Origin of the sequence: Bacillus alkalisoli, from assembly GCF_002797415.1 — a bacterium.
Taxonomy (GTDB): Bacteria; Bacillota; Bacilli; order Bacillales; family Bacillaceae_I; genus Bacillus_CD; species Bacillus_CD alkalisoli.
Window position 1 is genome coordinate 3213005 of the sequence record NZ_KZ454944.1, and the last position, 20982, is coordinate 3233986.

The following is a 20982-nucleotide window of genomic DNA, read 5'->3' on the forward strand; positions in this document are numbered from 1 at the left end:
GGGGATACATCATTTATATTACAAAACATAATTAACATTAGCTATTCTCTAATAGACGTATACATTTACTACTTTAGACGTATTTACTATTTAAAACGGTTTTATGAACAAATACAAACTGTTTAACACATAGAGAGCAATAACTATCACGGACACATAAACATACTTAGGAGTTCTTTGCGTTTTTCTAGCTAGAACAAAGACGATGATTATATTCATAATAATCAAAGTGATGGTAGATAAATAATGAAAGATATCTACTGAAGCTAACAATAAACCGGATCGATAAAAAAAGTCTGAACTTCCTAGTACGAAAAGGTTAAAGAGGTTACTTCCTAATACACTACCTATAGCAAGGCTTGGATTTCCTAATCGTACTGCAACAATACAACTTACTACTTCTGGTAAAGAAGTTGTTACAGCGATTAAAAACATTCCAACAAAACTAGATCCAAGTCCTGTTATTACAGCTATTTCGTCACCAGTCACCGTTAAGATTGTCCCAAAAAACATAATTAACAAACAACTAATGACAAATTTAACAGTAGTACTTCTTAGAGAACCTGACTGTAAAACTTCGCTGTTAGGTTCTGGTTTCTTTTCTTCTCCTGTTTGCTCATTTGGAATTTTAGATAATAACCAAAGACCAAAACCATATCCTACTAGTAACAAGATGGAGTCTAAACCAACACCCCAAATTTGTATATCGGACTTTATGTAAAGACCGAATAATAAATACACGGTTAAAAATAATCCTAATAACGCAGCGTATAAATGCTCCTTCGTTTTATATTGAAAAATCCTTTTCTTTATAAAATAAATATTTAAAAAGGCTAATGTCAAAAGGTTAAACAGGTTGCTTCCTAAAATGTTACCTAGTATTAAATCAGGGTTATGGATTATCGCTGCTGTATAACTTGTAGTAATTTCTGGAAGGGAGGTTGCTCCTCCAAGTAAAATTGCTCCGAGGAATGCTCCTCCATAGGTTGTTTTTTTACTGATGGCATCAGCATATTTAGAAAGCTTTGTTGCTATGATAATTGTTGCAAGGACGGACATAATAAAATAAACGTATACCAACTTAGCATACCTCTTTCTGTATCAAATTGTTTGATACGAATTAGTATTTGTATTTCTTTTCAAAACGCTATAGGTAAATTATGTATTCCCATTGTATTGATATAAAAAACCTCCTTATCTTAAAGGAGGTTATGCAGTATGAATGGATTGTAATTTAGTTTCTACAACAACTTTTTGAATCCTATTCTTTCTTACTTCTTCAATAAAAATCAATACATTGTCAAAATCCATAACTTCCCCTTTTTTAGGTAGGTAACCTAATGTTTCGGAAATCCAACCACTTAATGTGATGGATGTTGTTTCATTTACATCGATTGGGACAAATGTAGAAAATTCTTCTACAGGAACTCTTCCGTCCATTCTAACTTTTCCGTCTTTGATGATTTCAATGAATGTTTCGTTATCATCATGTTCATCCCATATTTCACCTACAATTTCTTCAATAATATCTTCCATAGAAATGATACCTGCAGTACCACCATATTCATCAATAACAATCGCTATATGATTTTTTGTTTTTTGAAGCTCTTTTAATAAGTTCGAAATCTTCATATAGCCGATTACTACGTATGGTTTTCTAAGAATAGATTTTATTGAAAAATTAGGATTTTGTACATATTGAGCAAAAAAGTCTCTATGTGAAATGATACCAATTATATTATCAATTGTATCTTCGAATACTGGTAAACGAGAATATTGTTCCTTAATAAAGATTTCTTTTATTTCGTCAATATGCATATCCATTGACACTGCAACAACATCAGGTCTAGGTGTAATGATATCATTTACAACAATATCATCGAATTCAATGGCATTGTGCAAAAGTTCTTTTTCTTGTGAGAGAAATGTTCCTTCTTCTTCCCCAATCTCAACAAGCGCTTTAACATCTTCATCTGTTACAGTAGGCTCAGAAGCACGTGTACCAATTAACTTATTGACACCAAGTTTTAATTGGACGAACAGCCATGTAACTGGGAAGAACACTTTCATTATTCCTGTTAAGGACGTAGAAATAAATAACAAGTACTTTTCTGCAAATTGTTTCGCAAACGATTTTGGCAAAATTTCTCCAAAAACTAATACGAGTAACGTAATGAGCAATGTTGTCACTAATAAAGTAGAGTTGTTGCTACCCCACATATCTGTAGCAATCTTTGTAGCGATTGTCGCCATCGCAATGTTCACAATGTTATTACCGATTAAGATAGTTGATAAGCTATGATCAAAGTTCTCTGCTATATCTAAAGATCTTTTCGCTTTTTTATTGTGCTCTGCTTGATTGCGCAATCTAACTTTATTAGCGCTCGTAATAGCTGTTTCCGAAGCAGAAAAATAACCTGAAAGAATTAATAATGCCCCTAACAAAATAATCGAGTCATAGGGTATACTGTCCAAAATCTCATCACTCTCCTAAATATCATTACTATAAATATATTCTGAAATTACGATTTTAGCAATTTAATTGTATAATTTTTTACTATTTTATTTGCTGTGTTTAAGACCGCTGTTGATATTCGTGCAAGTCTCCGCTTTCCACTGGCGGCTAGGGAACCTCCTCAGCGCTATCGCGCCTGCGGGGTGTCTCCCGGTTCCCGCTTCTCCCACAGGAGTCTCCGCATTGCACGGAAATCACAGCTAACTAGTAATTTAATATCAGCACTAAGCTTTAACATAGCTATTTTAATAATAAAAAAGAAAGTGCCGTAAAAACACCTCTTTACTTTCTTTCTATTGCAAAATAAACACTCTGATTATTTTGGTACCATAATATATTTACTTCATAGTAGTACTTTCCTTTTTCATTCGGTACATAAAGATATTCCTCATCCTCTAATTCATCAATCATCGCTAAATATTCTTCTGGTATTTCTTCGTTAGTAAAAGGCTGTTTTGCCTTCTCACCTTTTATTAATAATTTTACTGGATCTAAAGTTTCTGTAAATATGACTGCGGTAAAATCAACTACTTCTAAGCCATGGAAAGGATTTAGTATTTTTACATCCTTCTTTAAAACTAACATTTTCAATTCTTCCGTAACCATGTCTAAACTTGCGCCTGTACCATGACGAACGTCAAAATCTTTTTCCATGTCAGCTTTATGATGTTCTGGAATTGGAAAGTCTTCATCATAAATATATGTACTTGAACTATAAAATGGAGAGATAGAATCTCCTGAGCTTGATGTAATAACGAGCTCTGCAGTTTTGACATTGAATTTTTCATACTCTTTCGTAGTTGTAGAAATAGAGCAAGAAGATAGACCCAATAATAACAACAATAACAAAATGATATTTTTCATAATTCCTCCTATAAAGCCCTTTGATCTATTTGACGTTTGAGCTTAACAGGTGGTTTCATGTTAAAAAGCTTTAACTTCTCGGTTACGTTTTCTAGTTGGAAATGAAAGTACAATTATGGCAAAGAAAATTAATAACACACCAAGCCATGATAATGGTGATAAGGATTCTTTAACAATAAATGTTCCTAACATTGCTGCTGTTAATGGCTCCGCAAGAGTTAGGGTTACTGCTGTTGATGCTTGCACTTTTTCTAATCCCTTTGAGAAGCAAAGATAAGCAAAAGCAGTTGTAAAAACACCTAAGTAAATAACTGTAGTCAAACCGCTAATTTCAGTTAACCATGATACCTCTAAGATAAACAGTGCTGGTGATAGAAGAATTGCACTTGTTGTAAAAACAATGGCTACGACAGTCTCAGGATTATTAGATTGTAATAATTGCTTACTACTTATCGAATATAAAGCAAACGCAAATCCCGCAGAGATTGCAAAAATCATCCCAAGTGAATCAGTATGTACGGCCTCTCTACTAGAAAACAACAAGATACATCCGGTTATAGCAATAATTGTGGCAAGCCACCAATTGAACGAAGGTGCTTTTTTCTTTATAAGCCACTCAATGCATCCTGCAAAAACAGGTGCACTTCCAATAGCTAAAACTGTTCCTACTGCGATTCCTGTTAATTTAACAGATGAAAAAAATAACGGTTGAAAAGCAGCCATACTAATCGCACTTAACAAAACTAACCGCTTTGAAATTCCATTAACATTCCATTTTTTATGAATGATAACAATAAGTAAAAGCATCCCTCCACCTATTGCAAGTCTAACTGCACCTATCGCAATCGGATGTGCAGAGGAAGGAGCAAACGTTTGAACCGTACCAGTAGTCCCCCATAGTACTGCAGCAATCAATACTAACAAAACGGCACCTAATCTTCCCAACTAGCTCCCCTCTTTCTATTATTTCAAAAATATTACAGGCACATGTAATATTTTTGAAATATTCGTATTGCACATCTAGTAAACTAGTATATTTTTACTATTTTTAAAATGTGCTTTTATTTATAGTCTTTAGTAATTATAATATCGTCCCTTCTTTCATATATTACGTGTAAAGGAGGGATAAATATGTTAGATGTAGGTCGTATATATTTAGCAGCTATCTTAGCTGGAGTTGCGTTAATTTATGTTGCTCCTAAATTAACAGCACTAGGAACGCTAGGCACTACTGTATCACCGTTTTTAGTCATTGTTGCTGTAATTGTTATCATTGTATTTTCACTTCTTGTTATATACAGAGCTGTACGCAGCCTATTTGGTAAATAACTAATTTCCTTCCCTTAATATTCTATACAATAAAAAGTACTCCTTTATCAACTAAAGGAGTATTTTTTCTGTTAAGGCTTTAACACAACTTTAATACAATCATCTTCATGATTATTAAATAATTTATATCCATGTGCTGCTTCATCTAATGAAATTTTATGTGTAATGATTTCTCTTGGATCAAACTCATTGTTTGTTATTTTCTCGAACAACTTAGGCATAAAAGGAATAACAGGCGCTTGGCCCATTTTTAATGTAATGTTCCTTACGAAAAATGCTCCTAATGGAAAGTTATTATAATTACTTCCATAAACACCTGTAATTTGGACTGTACCTGCTTTCCGTACAGCTTTCGTAGCTATCTGTATCGGCCCAAGTGTACCCCCTTGTAACTTTAACTTTTGCTCGATAAATTCTAATGCTGACTTTTTCCCATCCATCCCAACACAATCTATTACAACGTCCGCTCCACCGTGTGTAATTTCTTTTAAATGCTCTCCCATATCTTCATACTTCGTAAAATTAAAAGCTTCGACACTGTTTTTTCTCTTCGCGTGATTTAACCGATATTCTAGATGATCCACTGCGATAACACGTTTTGCCCCAAACATCCAAGCAAACTTTTGTGCCATCAAACCAACTGGACCACAGCCAAGCACTATGACAGTATCTCTATTTTTTACGCCTGCATTCACTACACTCCAGTATGCTGTTGGTAATACATCTGATAAAAACAGTAGTGCCTCATCTTCTAGTTCACACGATTCTGGAATGACAAACGGTGTAAAATTACCAAATGGTACTTTTAAGTACTCTGCCTGACCACCTGGATGATTCCCGAATTTTTCTGTATAACCGAAATAGCCACCAGAATCATAATGTGGATTAGAATTATCGCATTGGCTTGTTAAATCATGTTGGCAATATATACACTCTCCACATGATACATTAAAAGGTATAACAACACGGTCACCTTTCTTTACTTTCGTTACTTCTGGTCCAACTTCTTCAACGATACCCATCGGTTCATGTCCTATAATATATCCATGAGGCAATGGCATATTGCCTTGATATAAATGCAAATCTGATCCGCAAATGGCAGTTGAAGTTATTTTTACAATAATATCATCCTTTTTCTCTAGTTTTGCATCTTGCACTTCCTTTACTTCTATCTTTTGAGCTCCCTGGTATGTTACAGCTTTCATTATAGACACCTCGCTTTTTTTCATCTTTATTAAGTGTGCCCAATAATTTAAAACAAAATAAAAAAACAGACCCTAAAATTTAGAGTCTGTTCTACAAGTTGTATACTACGCTTTATTAACGTTAGTAGCTTGTGGTCCGCGTTGGCCATTTTCAATTTCAAAAGTAACAGCTTGCCCTTCTTCTAAAGACTTGTAGCCGTCCCCTTGAATCGCAGAGAAATGAACGAATACGTCTTCTCCGCCTTCGCGCTCGATAAATCCAAAACCTTTTTCACTGTTAAACCATTTTACTTTACCATGTTCCACTTTTGTTGCCTCCTAGCATGTTCATACATTGAAATTTACAAATTAACTTTGCCCAATTAATATAACCTAACTTTTTTCTTTTTAAACATTTTTCGTAAAAAAAATTCACATAAAAAAAACCCCTCAGATATTGAGGGGCAAACTTGATAAAATTTAATAGTTAGATGTTAATTTTGTGAAATCAATCGCACCATCTTCTACAAGGTGGCATGCAGCTTGGTGGTTTTCACCAGGAATGCCATGTAGTTTTGGTTCTTCTGTTTTACAACGATCATGAGCATAAGGACAGCGAGTATGGAAACGACATCCTGCTGGTGGGTTGATCGGAGAAGGAACGTCACCTTTTAGAATAATACGTTCCTTTTTCTCCATAATATTAGTACTAGGTATTGCTGACAATAACGCTTTTGTATATGGATGTTGAGGGTTTTCGAATAAAGATTTCTTATCTCCAACCTCCACAATTTTACCTAAATACATAACAATAATGCGATCAGAAATATGACGTACAACACCTAAATCATGTGAGATGAATAAATATGTTAAATTAAATTTTCTTTGTAATTCTTTTAATAAGTTCAGAACTTGCGCTTGAATGGAAACGTCTAGAGCTGAAACTGCTTCATCACAAATAATTAATTTAGGATTTACAGATAGTGCACGAGCAATACCGATACGTTGACGTTGGCCACCACTAAATTCATGTGGATGACGATCAATTTGGTGAGCACCGATACCTACTGTTTCTAATAAGTCTCTAATTGTTTGACGACGTTCTGAGCGTGGTACAACGTTTTGAATTTCTATAGCTTCTTCTAAAATTTGATAAACCGTTTGACGTGGGTTCAATGAAGCATAAGGGTCTTGGAAAATAATCTGTAAATCTTTGCGTTTTCTACGCATTTGCGAGCTATTAAACGCAAGTAAGTCTTCACCTTGGAAATACACCTCACCGCTTGTAGGGGTTTCTAAACGAAGAATCGCTCTTCCAGTTGTAGACTTTCCACAACCAGACTCCCCAACGATACTTACTGTTTCCCCTTCTTTTACTTCAAACGAAATATCATCAACTGCTTTAACGTGATTAACCGTTTTACCAAAAATACCACCTTTAATAGGGAAGTACTGCTTGAGGTTTTTTACTTCTAATAATGTATTGTTACTCATGACTAGCCGCTACCTCCTCTTGGTTATCCCATTTATCCGTGTACATCCAACAGCGTACTTGATCACCGTCTGAAGTTTTTTCAAGATCTGGTAAGTCTGTTAAACAAATTTCTCTTGCATGTGGACAACGAGGAGCAAAGCTGCACCCTTTTGGTAAATTAAATGGACTTGGAACAGATCCTTTAATTACTTCTAAGTCCCCGTCAAAATCTTGGTCATGCTTAGGAACGGAATTTAATAGACCGACCGTGTAAGGGTGTTTCGGATTTGTAAAGATTGTTTTTACGTCCGCGTACTCTACTACCTTTCCACAGTACATAACTGCCACGTTATCACACATCTCAGCTACTACACCTAAGTCATGCGTAATCATCATTAACGAAGTACCTAGTTCTTCTTGAAGCTTTTTCATTAACTCTAAAATTTGTGCTTGTATAGTCACGTCTAGTGCTGTTGTTGGCTCATCTGCAATTAACAACTCTGGATTACACGCTAATGCCATGGCAATCATAACACGTTGACGCATCCCTCCTGATAATTCAAATGGATATTGTTTCGCACGTTCCACTGGAGATGGGATACCTACAAGTGTTAACATTTCTACAGCTTTTGCCCATGCTTCTTTTTTACCAAGTTTTTGATGAATACGAACAGATTCTGCAATTTGTTCTCCACACGTTAACGTTGGATTTAATGATGTCATTGGCTCTTGGAAAATCATCGAGATGTTATTTCCTCGAATGTCCATCATTTGTTTTTTTGTTTTATCTAATAAATTTTCGCCTTTAAAAATAATTTCTCCGCCTACAATTTTACCAACTGGTTCTTGTAATAAACGTAAAATAGATAAGGATGTAATACTTTTACCTGATCCAGATTCCCCTACAATACCAATCGTTTTACCTTTTTCAATCTCAAAATCTACTCCATCAACTGCTTTTACTTCTCCTTCATCTGTAAAGAAAGAAGTACGTAAGTCTTTAACTTGTAATATTTTTTCACTCATCGATTTCACCGTCCCTTAGTTCAAGTCAATTCGTTTGTTAATCATTCGGTACGTAATATCTACAAGGAAGTTAACAAACACGAACAGAACCGCACATACTAAAATTGTTCCTTGTACCATTGGAAAATCACGCATACGAATAGAGTCAATAATTAAACGCCCTAAACCATTAATTGCAAAAATAGTTTCTGTTACAACCGCTCCACCTAGTAATCCACCAAACTGTAAACCTACTACAGTAACAACTGGAATTAAAGCATTTCTTAGAGCGTGTTTATAAATAACTAATTTATCACTAACACCTTTTGCATAAGCTGTACGAATATAATCTTGGTTAATAACCTCTAACATACTAGAGCGAGTCATACGAGCTATTATAGCTGCCCCACCAGTACCTAGTGTGATGGCAGGAAGAATCATTTGTTGCCATGTTCCCCATCCTGCAACAGGTAGCATGCCTAACTGAACAGAGAAGAAATAAATTAACATAATACCTAGCCAGAAGTTAGGCATGGATAATCCGAATAATGCAACAACCATTATGGAAACATCAGAAAATGAATATTGTCTTGTTGCAGAAATAATACCTGCAATTAATCCTATAATAACTGCTAAAACTGTACCTATTATCGCTAATTCTAATGTAATCCAAAAACGATGTGTAAAGATTTCTTCTGTTACAGAACGATTTGTTCTAATAGAAGTTCCTAAATCCCCTTGAATAGCATTTGATACGTAACGAATATATTGAACGTGGAGTGGATCGTCTAACCCTAAGTTTTTACGCATTTGTTCCACTTGTGCTGGGTCAGCTTGTTCACCTGCCATAATTTGTGCCGGGTCACCAGGAATTAGATGCATCATTAAGAATACTGCTAGTGTAACACCAAACATAACAGGAATGGTTTGAAGTAATCGACGAATTATATATACGAACATGTTTAACACACCTTCCTTCTTTTATTTTTTCGATTTTGGATCTAGTGCGTCACGTAGACCGTCACCAAATAAGTTGAAACCGATAACTACGAACAAAATAACTAGACCTGGGAATAATGATACATGTGGTGCTTGTCTAATATAGTCACGTCCTTGTGACAACATAGCACCCCACTCTGGAGTTGGTGGTCTAGTTCCCATCCCTAGGAACGAAAGGGCACTCGCAGTAATAATTGCAGAAGCAATGTATAACGTAGCCTGTACAATTATTGGCGACATAATATTAGGAAGAATGTGTTTGAAAATAATTCTTGCATCACTTGCTCCCATTGCTTTAATTGCATCAACGTACTCTAACTTCTTAACACTTAATGTAGATCCTCGAACGATACGTGCGAATGATGGTACTGCGAAAAACGCAACAGCTATAATTACGTTAGTAGTACTAGCCCCAAGTACACTCACAATCGCTAAAGCTAATAAAATTCCAGGGAAAGCTAGTAACACATCACAAATCCTCATAATCAATGAATCAATCCAACGACCATAATAACCAGATACTATACCTAAAAGGATACCAACAATAGCTCCTAATACAGTAGATAAAATACCAACTGTTAGAGATACCCTTGCTCCAAAAATTATTCTACTTAAAATATCACGTCCTTGGTGATCTGTACCTAACCAGTGTTCCGCTGATGGCGGTTGTAATTTGTTAGTAACTTGTGTTAGTACAGGATCATGTGGTGCTAAAAATGGAGCCAAGATTGCTATAAAAACAAATAATATAACGATAGCAGCTCCGACCATAGCAGCTTTATTCTTAGCTAACTTCTTATAAAAAGCTAACCAACGTTCTTGAGATGCACTCTTCTCTTTTACAGGAGGCGCTGTCTGAGTTTCGATTTGCGGTTGGTTCATACCCTTATCCATCCCTTCATTGTTTTGTAACATTTTTAACATAATTGTAATAATTCTTTAAACTTAGCATGTAATTATATTAGCTAGTTTTTAGAAATATTACAATAGTTTAATATATATCTATAATAGAAATATTAATATTTTTTGCTTTTTTAACATATTAAGCTAATTATTGGAATAAATAAGTAGTGTCTTAACTATTCTCTAGGAAAATTAGGGGAATATTATCCTGTAATTTCCTATTATAATAGAAGAATTGATTCTATATTAATCTTTAAAAGGGGGTTAGCAGAAGTCATTTGTTTTACCAAATGATTACAATATTACATTTATGTAAAAAAATCATTTAGAAAACACTTGTTTATTTAGAAAATTTACATTATTATAATAACAATACATAGCAAGACTATGTATCTAGCAAACCAAAATTAGTAGGGGGTAAAAATAATGAATTTTAAAAGAAATTTATTTCTTGTACTTGTAGCTGCTCTAGTATTAGTGTTAGCTGCATGTAGCGGAAAAAGTGGCGGAACAACTGGTGGTCACTTAGTATTCGTAACTGCTTCAGATGCACCAACACTTGATCCACACGGTATGAATGATACTGCAACAACAAACGCAACAACGCAAATATTTGATCGTTTAACTGAGTATGCTGCTGATGGTTCTGTAGTCCCTTCTTTAGCAGAGTCTTTCTCTCCAGTAGATGAAACTACTTGGGAATTCAAATTACGCAAAGGCGTAAAATTCCATGACGATACAGACTTCACTGCTGAAGCTGTAAAAATGTCATTAGAGCGTATCATTGATCCAGATTTCGCTTCTCCTCGTGCTGTTGTATTAAATATGATTGAGGAAATTGAAATTAAAGATGATCATACTGTTCACATTAAAACAAAATTCCCTTTCGCTCCACTACCAGCTCACTTAGCTCATAACGCTGGTTCTATCATCGCTCCTTCTGCAATGAAAGCAGAAAAAGACGGTGGAAAGAAAGTTGACGAAAACCCAATCGGTACTGGTCCATTCGTATTAGATGAGTGGGTTCGTGGTGATTCAATTAAATTCAAACGTAACGAAAACTTCTGGGGCGACAAAGCTGTAGCTGACACTATGGAATTCAAAGTTGTTCCTGAACAAGCAACTCGTACTGCAATGTTAGAAACTGGTGAAGCACACGTTATCCAAGTTGGTTCTTCTGACGTTAAACGTGTAGAAGGTCTTGACGGTGTTGAACTAGAGCGTGTACGTGGTACTCGTATGGACTACTTAGGTTTCAACATGGAAAAAGCTCCATTCGATAACATCAAAGTTCGTCAAGCAATCGCTATGGCTGTAAACAAAGATGATATCGTTAATGGTATCTTAGACGGTCAAGGTGTTGCGGCTGTAGGACCTTTAGCTCCAACTGTTGTTGGTAACTACCAAGGTTTAACTCCACTTCCTTTCGATGTTGAGGGAGCAAAAGCTCTTTTAGCTGAAGCTGGATTTGCTGATGGCTTCCAAACTACTTTATACGTAAACGAAGGTAACCGTGAGCGTGCAGATATGGCTGAATTAATTCAAGACCAATTACGTCCACTTGGTATCGATGTACAAATCGAAATCATTGAGTGGGGTGCATTCTTAGAGATGACTGGTGCTGGTGAGCATGAACTATTTATCTTAGGTTGGACTACTGTTACTGGTGATGCTGACTACGGTCTATATGCATTATTCCACTCAACAATGTTTGGTTCTCCTGGTAACCGTTCATTCTACGCTAACCCACGTGTAGATGAATTATTAGACTTCGCTCGTTCTGAAGCTGATCAAGCTAAACGTGACGAAGCTTACAAAGAAATCTCTGAAATCCTTGTAGAAGAAGCTCCAATGGTTTACTTACAACATCCTGACTTTGTATTTGCTACAAACAAAGTGGAAGAAGGATTATTCGTAAACTTCAGTGGAACTCCATTCTTCAAAGGCGTTAAACTTAAGTAATAACTAAAAGGGTAAACCGAGTCGACTTAATGTTGACTCGGTTTTTTTATTAAATGATGTTAATGGGGTTGTCTTGGAAGTGATGTAAGATGTAACGGTTCTTTATGTCTGTATTAGAAAATTAGAAAAGGCAATATAATTCATTCTCCGTATCAAGTTCATTTCCCTTTTTTCTCTGGCAGAATGGACTTCATTCCCCATATCAAGTTCACTTTCTTCTTTTCTCTTGATTAATATGAACTTCATACGCCTTATCAAGTTCACTTTCTTCTTTTTTCTTTGGAAAAATGAACTAAATCTATTCAACGAAATGAATATCATATTCAATAAGAATGATTTTATAACAAAAAAACCAGCCATTTTAGACTGGTCTTTACCTAGCAAACATCTTATTATCCTCTTTCTTAAAAAACTCCTTCATTGCATGAAACACATCTACTTTTTGCTTTAAAATATAATGCCTAAACGCCTCTTCATTTATATTTTTATAAGCTGACATTAAAGTGGAATGCCTATTATATTGGTTCACTTCCCCGTAACCAAACATATTAGAAACTTTTATTAACTCCCCAACCAATTTCACACAACGCTGATTATCCGACGTTAAGTTATCTCCATCTGAAAAATGGAATGGATAGATGTTATACCTAGTAGGATTGTATTTCAAATCGATTAATTCTAGCGCTTTACGATATGCAGAAGAACATATCGTTCCTCCACTCTCTCCTTTTGAGAAGAAATCTTCTTCTGTCACAACTTTTGCTTCTGTATGATGTGCAATAAATTCAATATCCACTGTCTCATATTTAGACCTTAAAAATCTTGTCATCCAGAAAAAGAAACTTCGAGCCATGTACTTTTCCCACATACCCATAGATCCACTTGTATCCATCATCATTAATACAACTGCTTTGGAATCTGGCTTTAGAACATCATTCCATGTCTTAAATTTCAAGTCTTCTTGATAAATGGGATGAAAGCTTGCTTTCCCACTCATCGCATTACGCTTATATGCGGACATCATCGTTCTCTTCTTGTCGATGTTCCCCATTAATCCAGTACGTCTAATATCATTAAACTCATAATGTTCTACCGTGTTATCCGCTTGTTCTTTTTGCTTTAAGTTCGGAAGCTCCAATTCATTAAAAAGTGCCTCTTCTAATTCCATTAACGAAACTTCAGCTTCAAAATAATCTTCACCAGCTTGATCTCCAGCTCCCTGCCCTTTTCCTGGACCTTTCTGACCAGCATTCCCTGAACCATCTCGTGCAATAACGTCACCAACTTGACTTTCTCCATCACCTTGGCCCACGTGTTTATTTTTATCATAATTGTATCTAATTCTGTACTCATCTAAAGATCGTATTGGAATTTTAACTACTTCTTTTCCATTCGACATAATAATGTTCTCTTCTGTAATGAGATCAGGTAAATTGTTCTTAATTGCCTCCTGAACTTTTTCTTGATGTCGTTTTTGGTCGTCGTAGCCTTTGCGATGGAGGGACCAATCCTCTTTTGATACAATGAAACTCGACTCATTTGAATTCATTATTGTTTCCCTCCTTCTTAATTTAATTTTTTTAATAAAACCGTCAACTTTTCATCCGAAATATCATATAATACCTTGGCTAGTGTGAAAAATGTACCAACCTTTCATCAATTAAGGTTGGTTAATTTATCTTATGCAACTATACTAAATAATTGACTGATTATTAAGAAAATTAAATACCTATTCTTTTCAGAAGGACAAGTATATTACATTTTGTTGTATTGTTTTTTTATGCTTTCTATAGCTTGTAATATACCTTATAAAGATATTAAAAAATATTAGTGTGAAAGGTACATGCCACAAATAAAAGACTACATTCGTATTAACTAAGACGAATGTAGCCTTTTATTTTTCACACTATATTTTTACTCTTTTTCATTTTCATCGTTATTATCGTATTGTTTTGGGGATCTTTCTTGATTTGTTTTATTCCTTTTAATCTGTTCGATTTCTTTCGCTAAACGCTCCATCTCTTTTTCCGTTGGTGCCATTGAGCTATGTTCGTTATTGTTTTTATCATTCATAAATTATCACCTCTATTACCTATATTCCCCTATTTGAAACAAAATGAAACATGCTTACACGTTTTCTAAAGTTCCTTCCTTTCCTTTACCATTTGAAGTTTTTCTTGTAAAATACTATTGTACAGAATTTTCTGATAAAAAAGGAGGAGTTTTAATGAACTTTGATATGATTTTGGGATTAATTATTGTCCCATTAACAATCATCGGTCTCGGGGTGGCAGCTTTTATTCATACTGGCCAGAAGGAGGGGGAATCTAAATGAATGCACACCCTCTCACAATAGGTGTACTAGTATTTTACTTACTCGTACTTGTATGTATTGGATTCGTCAGTTCCAGAAAAAGCTCAGCTGGCTTAACTGATTTCTTTCTAGCAGGAAGAGGTCTAGGCAAATTTACTGTTGCATTAAGTGCAGTTAGTTCTGGTCGTAGTGCATGGTTAATATTAGGGGTAACAGGTACTGCATATGCAACAGGTTTAAATGCGGTTTGGGCAGTAGCGGGATACATAACAGTAGAAGTATTTATGTTCTTTTATGCAGCTAAAAGATTCAGAGTCTACAGTGAGAAAACAGGAAGTATTACTGTACCAGATATTTTAGAATCACGTTATGAAGACAAAACAAACCTACTGCGTATAACTAGTTCATTAATTATTATCTTCTTCATGGTCGCATACGTTGGAAGTCAAGTTGTTGCTGGGGGTACAGCATTTTCTTCTAGCTTAGGACTTTCGCAATCCAATGGTATGTGGTTAACAGCTATTATCATTCTACTTTATACAATGCTTGGTGGTTTCCATGCAGTTAGTAAAACAGATGTTCTTCAAGCTATGTTCATGTTCTTATCTTTAATTATCCTACCTATTATTGCAATTATTGGTTTAGGTGGTTTTGGACCAATCATTGAAACGATGAATGCACAAGGTGCCGGATTCACCAGTATTTGGACATTTGGTTTCGGTGCAATCGTTGGTTTACTTGGGATTGGTTTTGGTAGTCCAGGTAACCCTCATATTCTTGTACGATATATGTCTTTAAAAAGTATAAGCGAAATGCGTCAAGCAGCATTAATTGGTACTGTTTGGAACGTAGTAATGGGCTGGGGAGCTATCATGATAGGTTTAGCTGGTAGAGCATATTTCCCTTCCATCAGCTTGTTACCTAATGAAAATAGTGAAGCGATCTTTACAACACTTGGAGAAGAACTATTAAACCCGTTCTTTATGGGAATTTTATTAGTAGCAGTTTTAGCTGCCATTATGTCTAGTGCAGACAGTCAGTTATTAGTCGGTACAAGCGCTGTTGTAAGCGACATTTATGATAAAATTTTTGCAAAAGGTAAAGAAATTCCTCAGAAAAAGCTAGTTTTATATAGTCGTATTTCAATCGCTATCTTCATGTTGTTAGCTGTATGGTTAGCATTCTCTGCACAAGAATTCGTATTCTGGATGGTATTATTCGCGTTCGGTGGTCTAGGGGCATGTTTTGGACCTGCACTCTTACTTTCACTTTATTGGAAAGGCACGACAAAAGCTGGGGTATTAACTGGTATGATCTTAGGATTAATTACAGTTATCCTTGTTAAGAAACAACCTGAATGGACATTTGTCTTTTTACCAGATATAAAAGCATTATCAGCAAAACTACTGTTTGGAGTAACATATGAAGCAGTACCTGGCTTCTTAATAGCGCTTTTGGCAACAGTTATCGTTAGTTTATTTACAAGTAAACCAGCAAATGCTGAGCAACATATTTCTATTTTAAAAGATGTCAATCTAAATCAATAAGTAAAAAGAAGCTAGGGCAAAAAGGCCTATAAAGTGCATCAGACAAAAAAATTAATTAAAGTAGAACTTCATATGGCCTTTAGTTTTCTTTTATTGATAGTGCCTCCGGACTTTCTTTCGCATTGACTTCTACCTTTGTTCCATCAATAAGCAGAAGCTCCCAGGAACAAAAAATTGCTCTTGGGAGCCTCTTTATTTTAATTCATTGGGTTTTGTCCAAGCCTCTTTTTAGTTGATTTATCTGTTCAACAAGCTTCCCACATAACGAAGTAATTCGTTTGCAGAACTAGAGTTATAGCCATGCTCATCAATTAATCGTGCTACGACCTCGTTAATCTTCTTCAGTTGCATTTCATCAGGTGTTTTAGAGGAAGTAGTAATTTTCACCACATCTTTTAAGTCAGCGAATAATTTCTTCTGAATCGCTTCTCTGAGACGCTCATGAGAGTTGTAGTCAAAACGTTTTCCTTTACGTGCATACGCTGAAATTCGAATGAGTATCTCTTCTCGGAAAGCTTTTTTTGCATTCTCTGAAATTCCAATTTGTTCTTCAATGGAACGCATTAACTTTTCATCTGGATTCATTTCTTCTCCAGTAAGTGGATCACGTAATTTAGCTCTGTTACAATATGCTTCTACATTATCTAGATAGTTATCCATTAATGTTTTAGCAGACTCTTCGTAAGAATAAACAAACGCTTTTTGCACTTCTTTTTTTGCGATATTATCGTATTCTTTTCGTGCAACAGAAATAAAGTTTAAGTACCTCTCACGGTCTTCATTTGAAATGGAAGCATGTTGGTCTAGACCTTCTTTTATCGACCTTAGTACATCTAATGAATTAATAGATGGTACTTCTTTTCGAATAATCGTAGAAGAAATTCTATTTATAACATAACGCGGATCGATTCCGCTCATTCCTTCATCTGCATATTCCTTCTTCAGTTCTTCTACATCAACAGAATTAAAGCCTTCCACTGATTCACCATCATATAAACGCATCTTCTTCACTAAATCAATATCGCCACGTTTTGCTTCTTTTAAGCGAGTAAGGATTGTAAACATTGCTGCTACACGTAACGTATGTGGGGCAATATGAACATCAGATACATCGCTCTCTTTTATCATCTTTTCGTAAATTCTTTCTTCTTGAGAAAGTCTTAAATTATAAGGAACTGGCATTACAATAATACGAGAATGTAATGCTTCATTCTTCTTATTAGAAATAAAAGAACGATACTCTGTTTCGTTTGTATGAGCAACGATTAATTCGTCTGCACTAATTAAAGCAAATCGCCCAGCTTTAAAGTTACCTTCCTGTGTTAAAGATAATAAGTGCCATAAAAACTTCTCATCACACTTTAACATCTCTTGGAATTCCATCATCCCACGATTCGCTTTGTTTAACTCCCCATCAAAACGATAGGCACGTGGATCTGATTCCGATCCAAATTCAGCTATTGTAGAAAAGTCGATACTACCGGTTAAATCTGCAATATCCTGGGATTTTGGATCAGATGGACTAAAGGTACCAATACCAACACGTTGGTTTTCCGACAAGAAGATTCTTTCCACTAATACATCTTCAATTTTTCCATTGTATTCTTTCTCTAATCGCATCATATTTAACGGTGATAAATTCCCTTCGATTCTAATTCCATATTCTTGATGGAAATCATCTCGTAAATGATGAGGTATTAAGTGCAATGGGTCTTCATGCATTGGGCAGCCTTTAATAGCATATACAGCACCACGATCAGTATGTGTGTACTTTTCTAAACCTCTTTTTAAAATAGTAACGAGTGTAGATTTTCCTCCACTAACTGGACCCATTAGAAGTAAGATACGTTTACGCACGTCTAATCTTTTCGCTGCTGGATGAAAATACTCTTCTACTAGTCTTTCCAATGCTTCTTCTAATCCAAAAAGGTTGCTGCTGAAGAATTTGTATTTTCTCTTCCCATTCACTTCTTCTACACCAGCGTCTTTAATCATATTGTATACCCTTGAATGTGCAGACTGCGCAATATAAGGTTTTTCTTTAATTAATTTCAAATACTCTCCGAAGGATCCTTCCCACTTTAGCCGCTGTTCTTCTTCACGATACTTCCCAATCTTTTGTAAAATATCCATAAGGACCTCCCCCATTTATCTCTTCAAGAGCAAGATTAATAATATTTATGCTAAGGAAACTTGAAACATGCTTTTCATCTACAATTAATAAAAAAAGACACAATTCTCACATGAAATTTGTGAAAACTGCGTCATTGTTTTGTTATGAATGAATTCCGAAAATCATTGGGTGTTACATGAACAACTCTTTTGAATACTTTACTAAAGTACTTTTCATCTTGATACCCAACAAGATATGCCACTTCATATATTTTATAATTAGGCTGTAACAATAATTCTTTAGCTTTCTTAATCCTAATTTCTGTTAAATAATCTGTAATCGTTTGTCCATATTCTTGTTTGAATTTTCTCGACAAGTGTTCTCTACTTAAATAAAACTTATCAGCAATATGCTGTAACGTTAAATCTTCTTCGTAGTGCTCACAAATATATTGTGCAACTTTTGATAAACTTTTTTTGCTATTCGTTAGTTCATCTTTGGAAGTTTTGTTCGTTTCTTTCCATTTCTCTACTGCCCTCTCGAGTGCTTCATTCAAAATTTCAGGATCTATAGGCTTTAAAATGTAATCAAAACTATTATAGTTTATTGCACTTCTCATATATTTATAATCTTCGTGTCCACTTACAACAATTACTACACTATTTTGATTGGTTGTATTTAACCACTTTAACAAAGAAATCCCGTCCATTTTAGGCATTCTCATATCTGTAAAAATAAGTTCTGGCTTACATTCTTCTATTAAAGTGATTGCTTCTTCTCCGTCTTCCGCTTCTAAAACAGCATGAATATTGTATTGTTTCCAATCAGCAAGTATTTTTATTCCTTCTCTAACATGCTTTTCATCATCAACTATTAAAGCTTTCATACTTCTCACCTACCACATTCATTGGAAGTTTGATTGTGACAACTAGACCGCCTTCTTGCCTGTTTGTGAGACTAAGAGATGCTAAGTCATTATAATACAACCTTAACCTTTCACGGATATTTTTCAAGCCGATATTGGAGTCTTCCCTTTCTGGTTGCAATGTCTCGTGCATGAAATGTGCGTTAATTTCCTTCATTCGTTCCTCTGATATACCTGTGCCATTATCAATTACTATTAGTTCTATGTAGTTCACGGCTTTTTCTACATAAATGACTATTTCTCCTACTCCATCTCGATTTTCAAAGCCATGCTTAAAATAATTTTCAATAATCGGCTGTAAAATCATTTTAGGCACATGTACATGCAATAATGACTCGTCTACATATAAATGATAATCTAAACTTTCGCCAAACCGTTCTTTTTGTAAATGTAAGAAAGCTTTTGTATAGTTTATTTCTTTTTTTAATGGCACTAAATCTTCTTCCACATTCATGCCGTAACGCATGATTTTTGAAAGATGGTTAATGAGTGAATATACTTGTGGTACATTGTTTTTAAGCGCTACTGTACCGATCGATTGCAAGGCATTGAATAAGAAATGCGGATTGATTTGAGACTGTAGTACTTTTAATTGATTCGTTTTGTTCTCTAATTTTAATTTATATTCTCTGTTAATTAAATGATTCAACTTATCCATCATTTGTTGAAATCTATCACTTAAAATACCTATCTCATCTTTTCCTAAAGGTTGTATTTTCACCTTCATATTACCTTCTTCTACTTGTTGTATATTTTGAAGTAATACTCGAATTGGGGAAGTAATTCTAAAAGATATAAAAAGGGTAGATAAGATGACTAGTGATAAACCTATTAACCCAAAAAGAATGTTAATTTTAGTGACATTAAAGGCACTTTCGTAAAGGGTTGTGTAAGGAACTCTTTTTACTAACAACCACCCTCCAACTGAAGGGGGCACTTGTTGGAATAACATAACTCCGTTAAATGCTTCATCCTGCCATGTTATCGAGCCTGTATTAGCCTCATCGTTTTGAAGATAATCTATCCACGTGTATTCACCATTTTTTTCTAATGTTACTGAACTATATAAAAAATCCCTTTCTGATGAAATAATGTATAGCTCTTCTGTTTCAGGGTTATATAAGTTTTCGCCTAAATCAAATATTTTATCTAATGAAACTTTTAATGTAATGTAAGCGAGCACTTGGTCGGAAGGTACGTTCGTTAAAACTCTATGTAGGTAGATGCTATTATCACTCTGATTCACTTGTCCATTTTTTGCTTCAATATATATGTTATAAGGGCTATCTAAAGCATCTTGAAAGGCTGGTGAAATGGCTAAGCTAACTTCATTAGAAAAGACAACAGTCGATCGTTTAGAAGCTGTTACCTTTCTATTGTCAGTTGGTAATGATATAGTAACTTGCTTAATATTTTCTTCTGCATAAAGGATCGTTTGTAATACACTTTTTACAACATTTATGTTTAAATAATTGGCTTCTTTGTTGGATGACCTTAAGTAGTTCATAAATTCGGGGTTATTATAAACAGATAATGTTAATCCATTTAAATCACTTAAATAATTTTCTAGATTTATCTTTCCTTGATAGAGAAGATTTGTGTTTTCTTGAACGACTAAGTCTTTAAAAGATTCTTTTGTATGATAGTAAGTAATAATGATAGAAGTACCAAACGGAATGATGGTTGCGATAAGAAGTAATACTATTAATCTATTACGAATACTTTTCTTAAACACACTAATCCCCCCATACATTGGCTCTATTAGTTACTGCTGTTGATTGTAGCACAAGTCTCCGCTTTTTGCGGGCGGGCCGGGAGCCTCCTCGGCTTTGCCTGCGGGGTCTCCCG

At 35.0% G+C, this 20982-nt stretch carries 18 protein-coding genes; 3 read left to right on the forward strand and 15 right to left on the reverse strand.

Features of this window, described 5'->3' with window-relative positions; all coding sequences use genetic code 11:
- Positions 1-90 precede the first annotated feature (90 nt).
- From CDZ89_RS16075 to CDZ89_RS16090, 4 genes are all read right to left on the reverse strand, one after another.
- The gene (locus CDZ89_RS16075; protein WP_096155441.1) at positions 91-1080 is read right to left on the reverse strand and encodes a sodium:calcium antiporter; all 990 of its coding nucleotides are present in this window, start codon (positions 1078-1080) and stop codon (positions 91-93) included.
- Positions 1081-1209: 129 nt separating this feature from the next.
- On the reverse strand, positions 1210-2475 hold the full coding sequence (locus CDZ89_RS16080) for a hemolysin family protein (protein ID WP_096155442.1): 1266 nt from the start codon (positions 2473-2475) through the stop codon (positions 1210-1212).
- A 322-nt stretch (positions 2476-2797) separates the two neighbouring features.
- Positions 2798-3379, reverse strand: a complete 582-nt coding sequence (locus CDZ89_RS16085) for a hypothetical protein (RefSeq protein WP_100333998.1) — start codon at positions 3377-3379, stop codon at positions 2798-2800.
- Positions 3380-3439: 60 nt separating this feature from the next.
- Complete coding sequence (locus tag CDZ89_RS16090; protein ID WP_100333999.1) at positions 3440-4324, reverse strand: EamA family transporter; 885 nt, start codon at positions 4322-4324, stop codon at positions 3440-3442.
- 186 nt (positions 4325-4510) lie between these two features.
- On the opposite strand from CDZ89_RS16090, the gene CDZ89_RS16095 reads away from it, so the two are divergent.
- On the forward strand, positions 4511-4708 hold the full coding sequence (locus tag CDZ89_RS16095) for a hypothetical protein (RefSeq protein ID WP_096155445.1): 198 nt from the start codon (positions 4511-4513) through the stop codon (positions 4706-4708).
- A 71-nt stretch (positions 4709-4779) separates the two neighbouring features.
- Here CDZ89_RS16095 and CDZ89_RS16100 read toward each other — a convergent pair whose 3' ends face one another.
- The 6 genes from CDZ89_RS16100 to nikC form a co-directional block, all read right to left on the reverse strand.
- Positions 4780-5913 carry a zinc-dependent alcohol dehydrogenase gene (locus CDZ89_RS16100; RefSeq protein ID WP_100334000.1) on the reverse strand — a complete coding sequence of 378 codons (1134 nt, stop codon included), beginning with the start codon at positions 5911-5913 and terminating at the stop codon, positions 4780-4782.
- A gap of 105 nt (positions 5914-6018) precedes the next feature.
- A complete protein-coding gene (locus tag CDZ89_RS16105) occupies positions 6019-6219 on the reverse strand; it encodes a cold-shock protein (RefSeq protein WP_096155447.1) in 201 nt (66 codons plus the stop codon).
- Between the two features lie 153 nt (positions 6220-6372).
- Positions 6373-7386 (reverse strand): ABC transporter ATP-binding protein, encoded by a 1014-nt coding sequence (locus tag CDZ89_RS16110; protein WP_096155448.1) that lies wholly within the window; start codon positions 7384-7386, stop codon positions 6373-6375.
- The gene (locus CDZ89_RS16115; RefSeq protein WP_096155449.1) at positions 7379-8392 is read right to left on the reverse strand and encodes an ABC transporter ATP-binding protein; all 1014 of its coding nucleotides are present in this window, start codon (positions 8390-8392) and stop codon (positions 7379-7381) included. The genes CDZ89_RS16110 and CDZ89_RS16115 overlap by 8 nt, the downstream gene beginning before the upstream one ends.
- A 15-nt stretch (positions 8393-8407) precedes the next feature.
- Positions 8408-9331 (reverse strand): nickel ABC transporter permease, encoded by a 924-nt coding sequence (gene nikB, locus CDZ89_RS16120; RefSeq protein ID WP_096155450.1) that lies wholly within the window; start codon positions 9329-9331, stop codon positions 8408-8410.
- A 21-nt stretch (positions 9332-9352) separates the two neighbouring features.
- Positions 9353-10252 (reverse strand): nickel transporter permease, encoded by a 900-nt coding sequence (gene nikC / locus CDZ89_RS16125; RefSeq protein ID WP_406564901.1) that lies wholly within the window; start codon positions 10250-10252, stop codon positions 9353-9355.
- Positions 10253-10699: 447 nt separating this feature from the next.
- On the opposite strand from nikC, the gene CDZ89_RS16130 reads away from it, so the two are divergent.
- Positions 10700-12235, forward strand: coding sequence for a glutathione ABC transporter substrate-binding protein (locus tag CDZ89_RS16130; protein ID WP_096155451.1), 1536 nt, complete (start codon positions 10700-10702; stop codon positions 12233-12235).
- A 373-nt stretch (positions 12236-12608) separates the two neighbouring features.
- On the opposite strand, the gene yhbH is transcribed toward CDZ89_RS16130, so the two are convergent.
- The gene (gene yhbH / locus CDZ89_RS16140) at positions 12609-13784 is read right to left on the reverse strand and encodes a sporulation protein YhbH (protein WP_157842765.1); all 1176 of its coding nucleotides are present in this window, start codon (positions 13782-13784) and stop codon (positions 12609-12611) included.
- A 365-nt stretch (positions 13785-14149) separates the two neighbouring features.
- Positions 14150-14308, reverse strand: coding sequence for a hypothetical protein (locus CDZ89_RS19775; protein ID WP_157842766.1), 159 nt, complete (start codon positions 14306-14308; stop codon positions 14150-14152).
- A 258-nt stretch (positions 14309-14566) separates the two neighbouring features.
- Between CDZ89_RS19775 and CDZ89_RS16145 the strand changes: the two genes are divergently transcribed.
- Positions 14567-16096 carry a sodium/proline symporter gene (locus tag CDZ89_RS16145; protein WP_096155454.1) on the forward strand — a complete coding sequence of 510 codons (1530 nt, stop codon included), beginning with the start codon at positions 14567-14569 and terminating at the stop codon, positions 16094-16096.
- Positions 16097-16333: 237 nt separating this feature from the next.
- Here the strand turns inward: CDZ89_RS16145 and CDZ89_RS16150 are convergent, their stop codons facing one another.
- The 3 genes from CDZ89_RS16150 to CDZ89_RS16160 form a co-directional block, all read right to left on the reverse strand.
- Positions 16334-18229 (reverse strand): PrkA family serine protein kinase, encoded by a 1896-nt coding sequence (locus CDZ89_RS16150; RefSeq protein ID WP_096155455.1) that lies wholly within the window; start codon positions 18227-18229, stop codon positions 16334-16336.
- Between the two features lie 131 nt (positions 18230-18360).
- Positions 18361-19095 (reverse strand): response regulator transcription factor, encoded by a 735-nt coding sequence (locus CDZ89_RS16155; protein ID WP_100334002.1) that lies wholly within the window; start codon positions 19093-19095, stop codon positions 18361-18363.
- Positions 19076-20869: a sensor histidine kinase gene (locus CDZ89_RS16160; protein ID WP_096155457.1), complete on the reverse strand. Its 1794-nt coding sequence runs from the start codon at positions 20867-20869 to the stop codon at positions 19076-19078. Before CDZ89_RS16160 ends, CDZ89_RS16155 begins: the two co-directional genes overlap by 20 nt.
- Positions 20870-20982 lie beyond the last annotated feature (113 nt).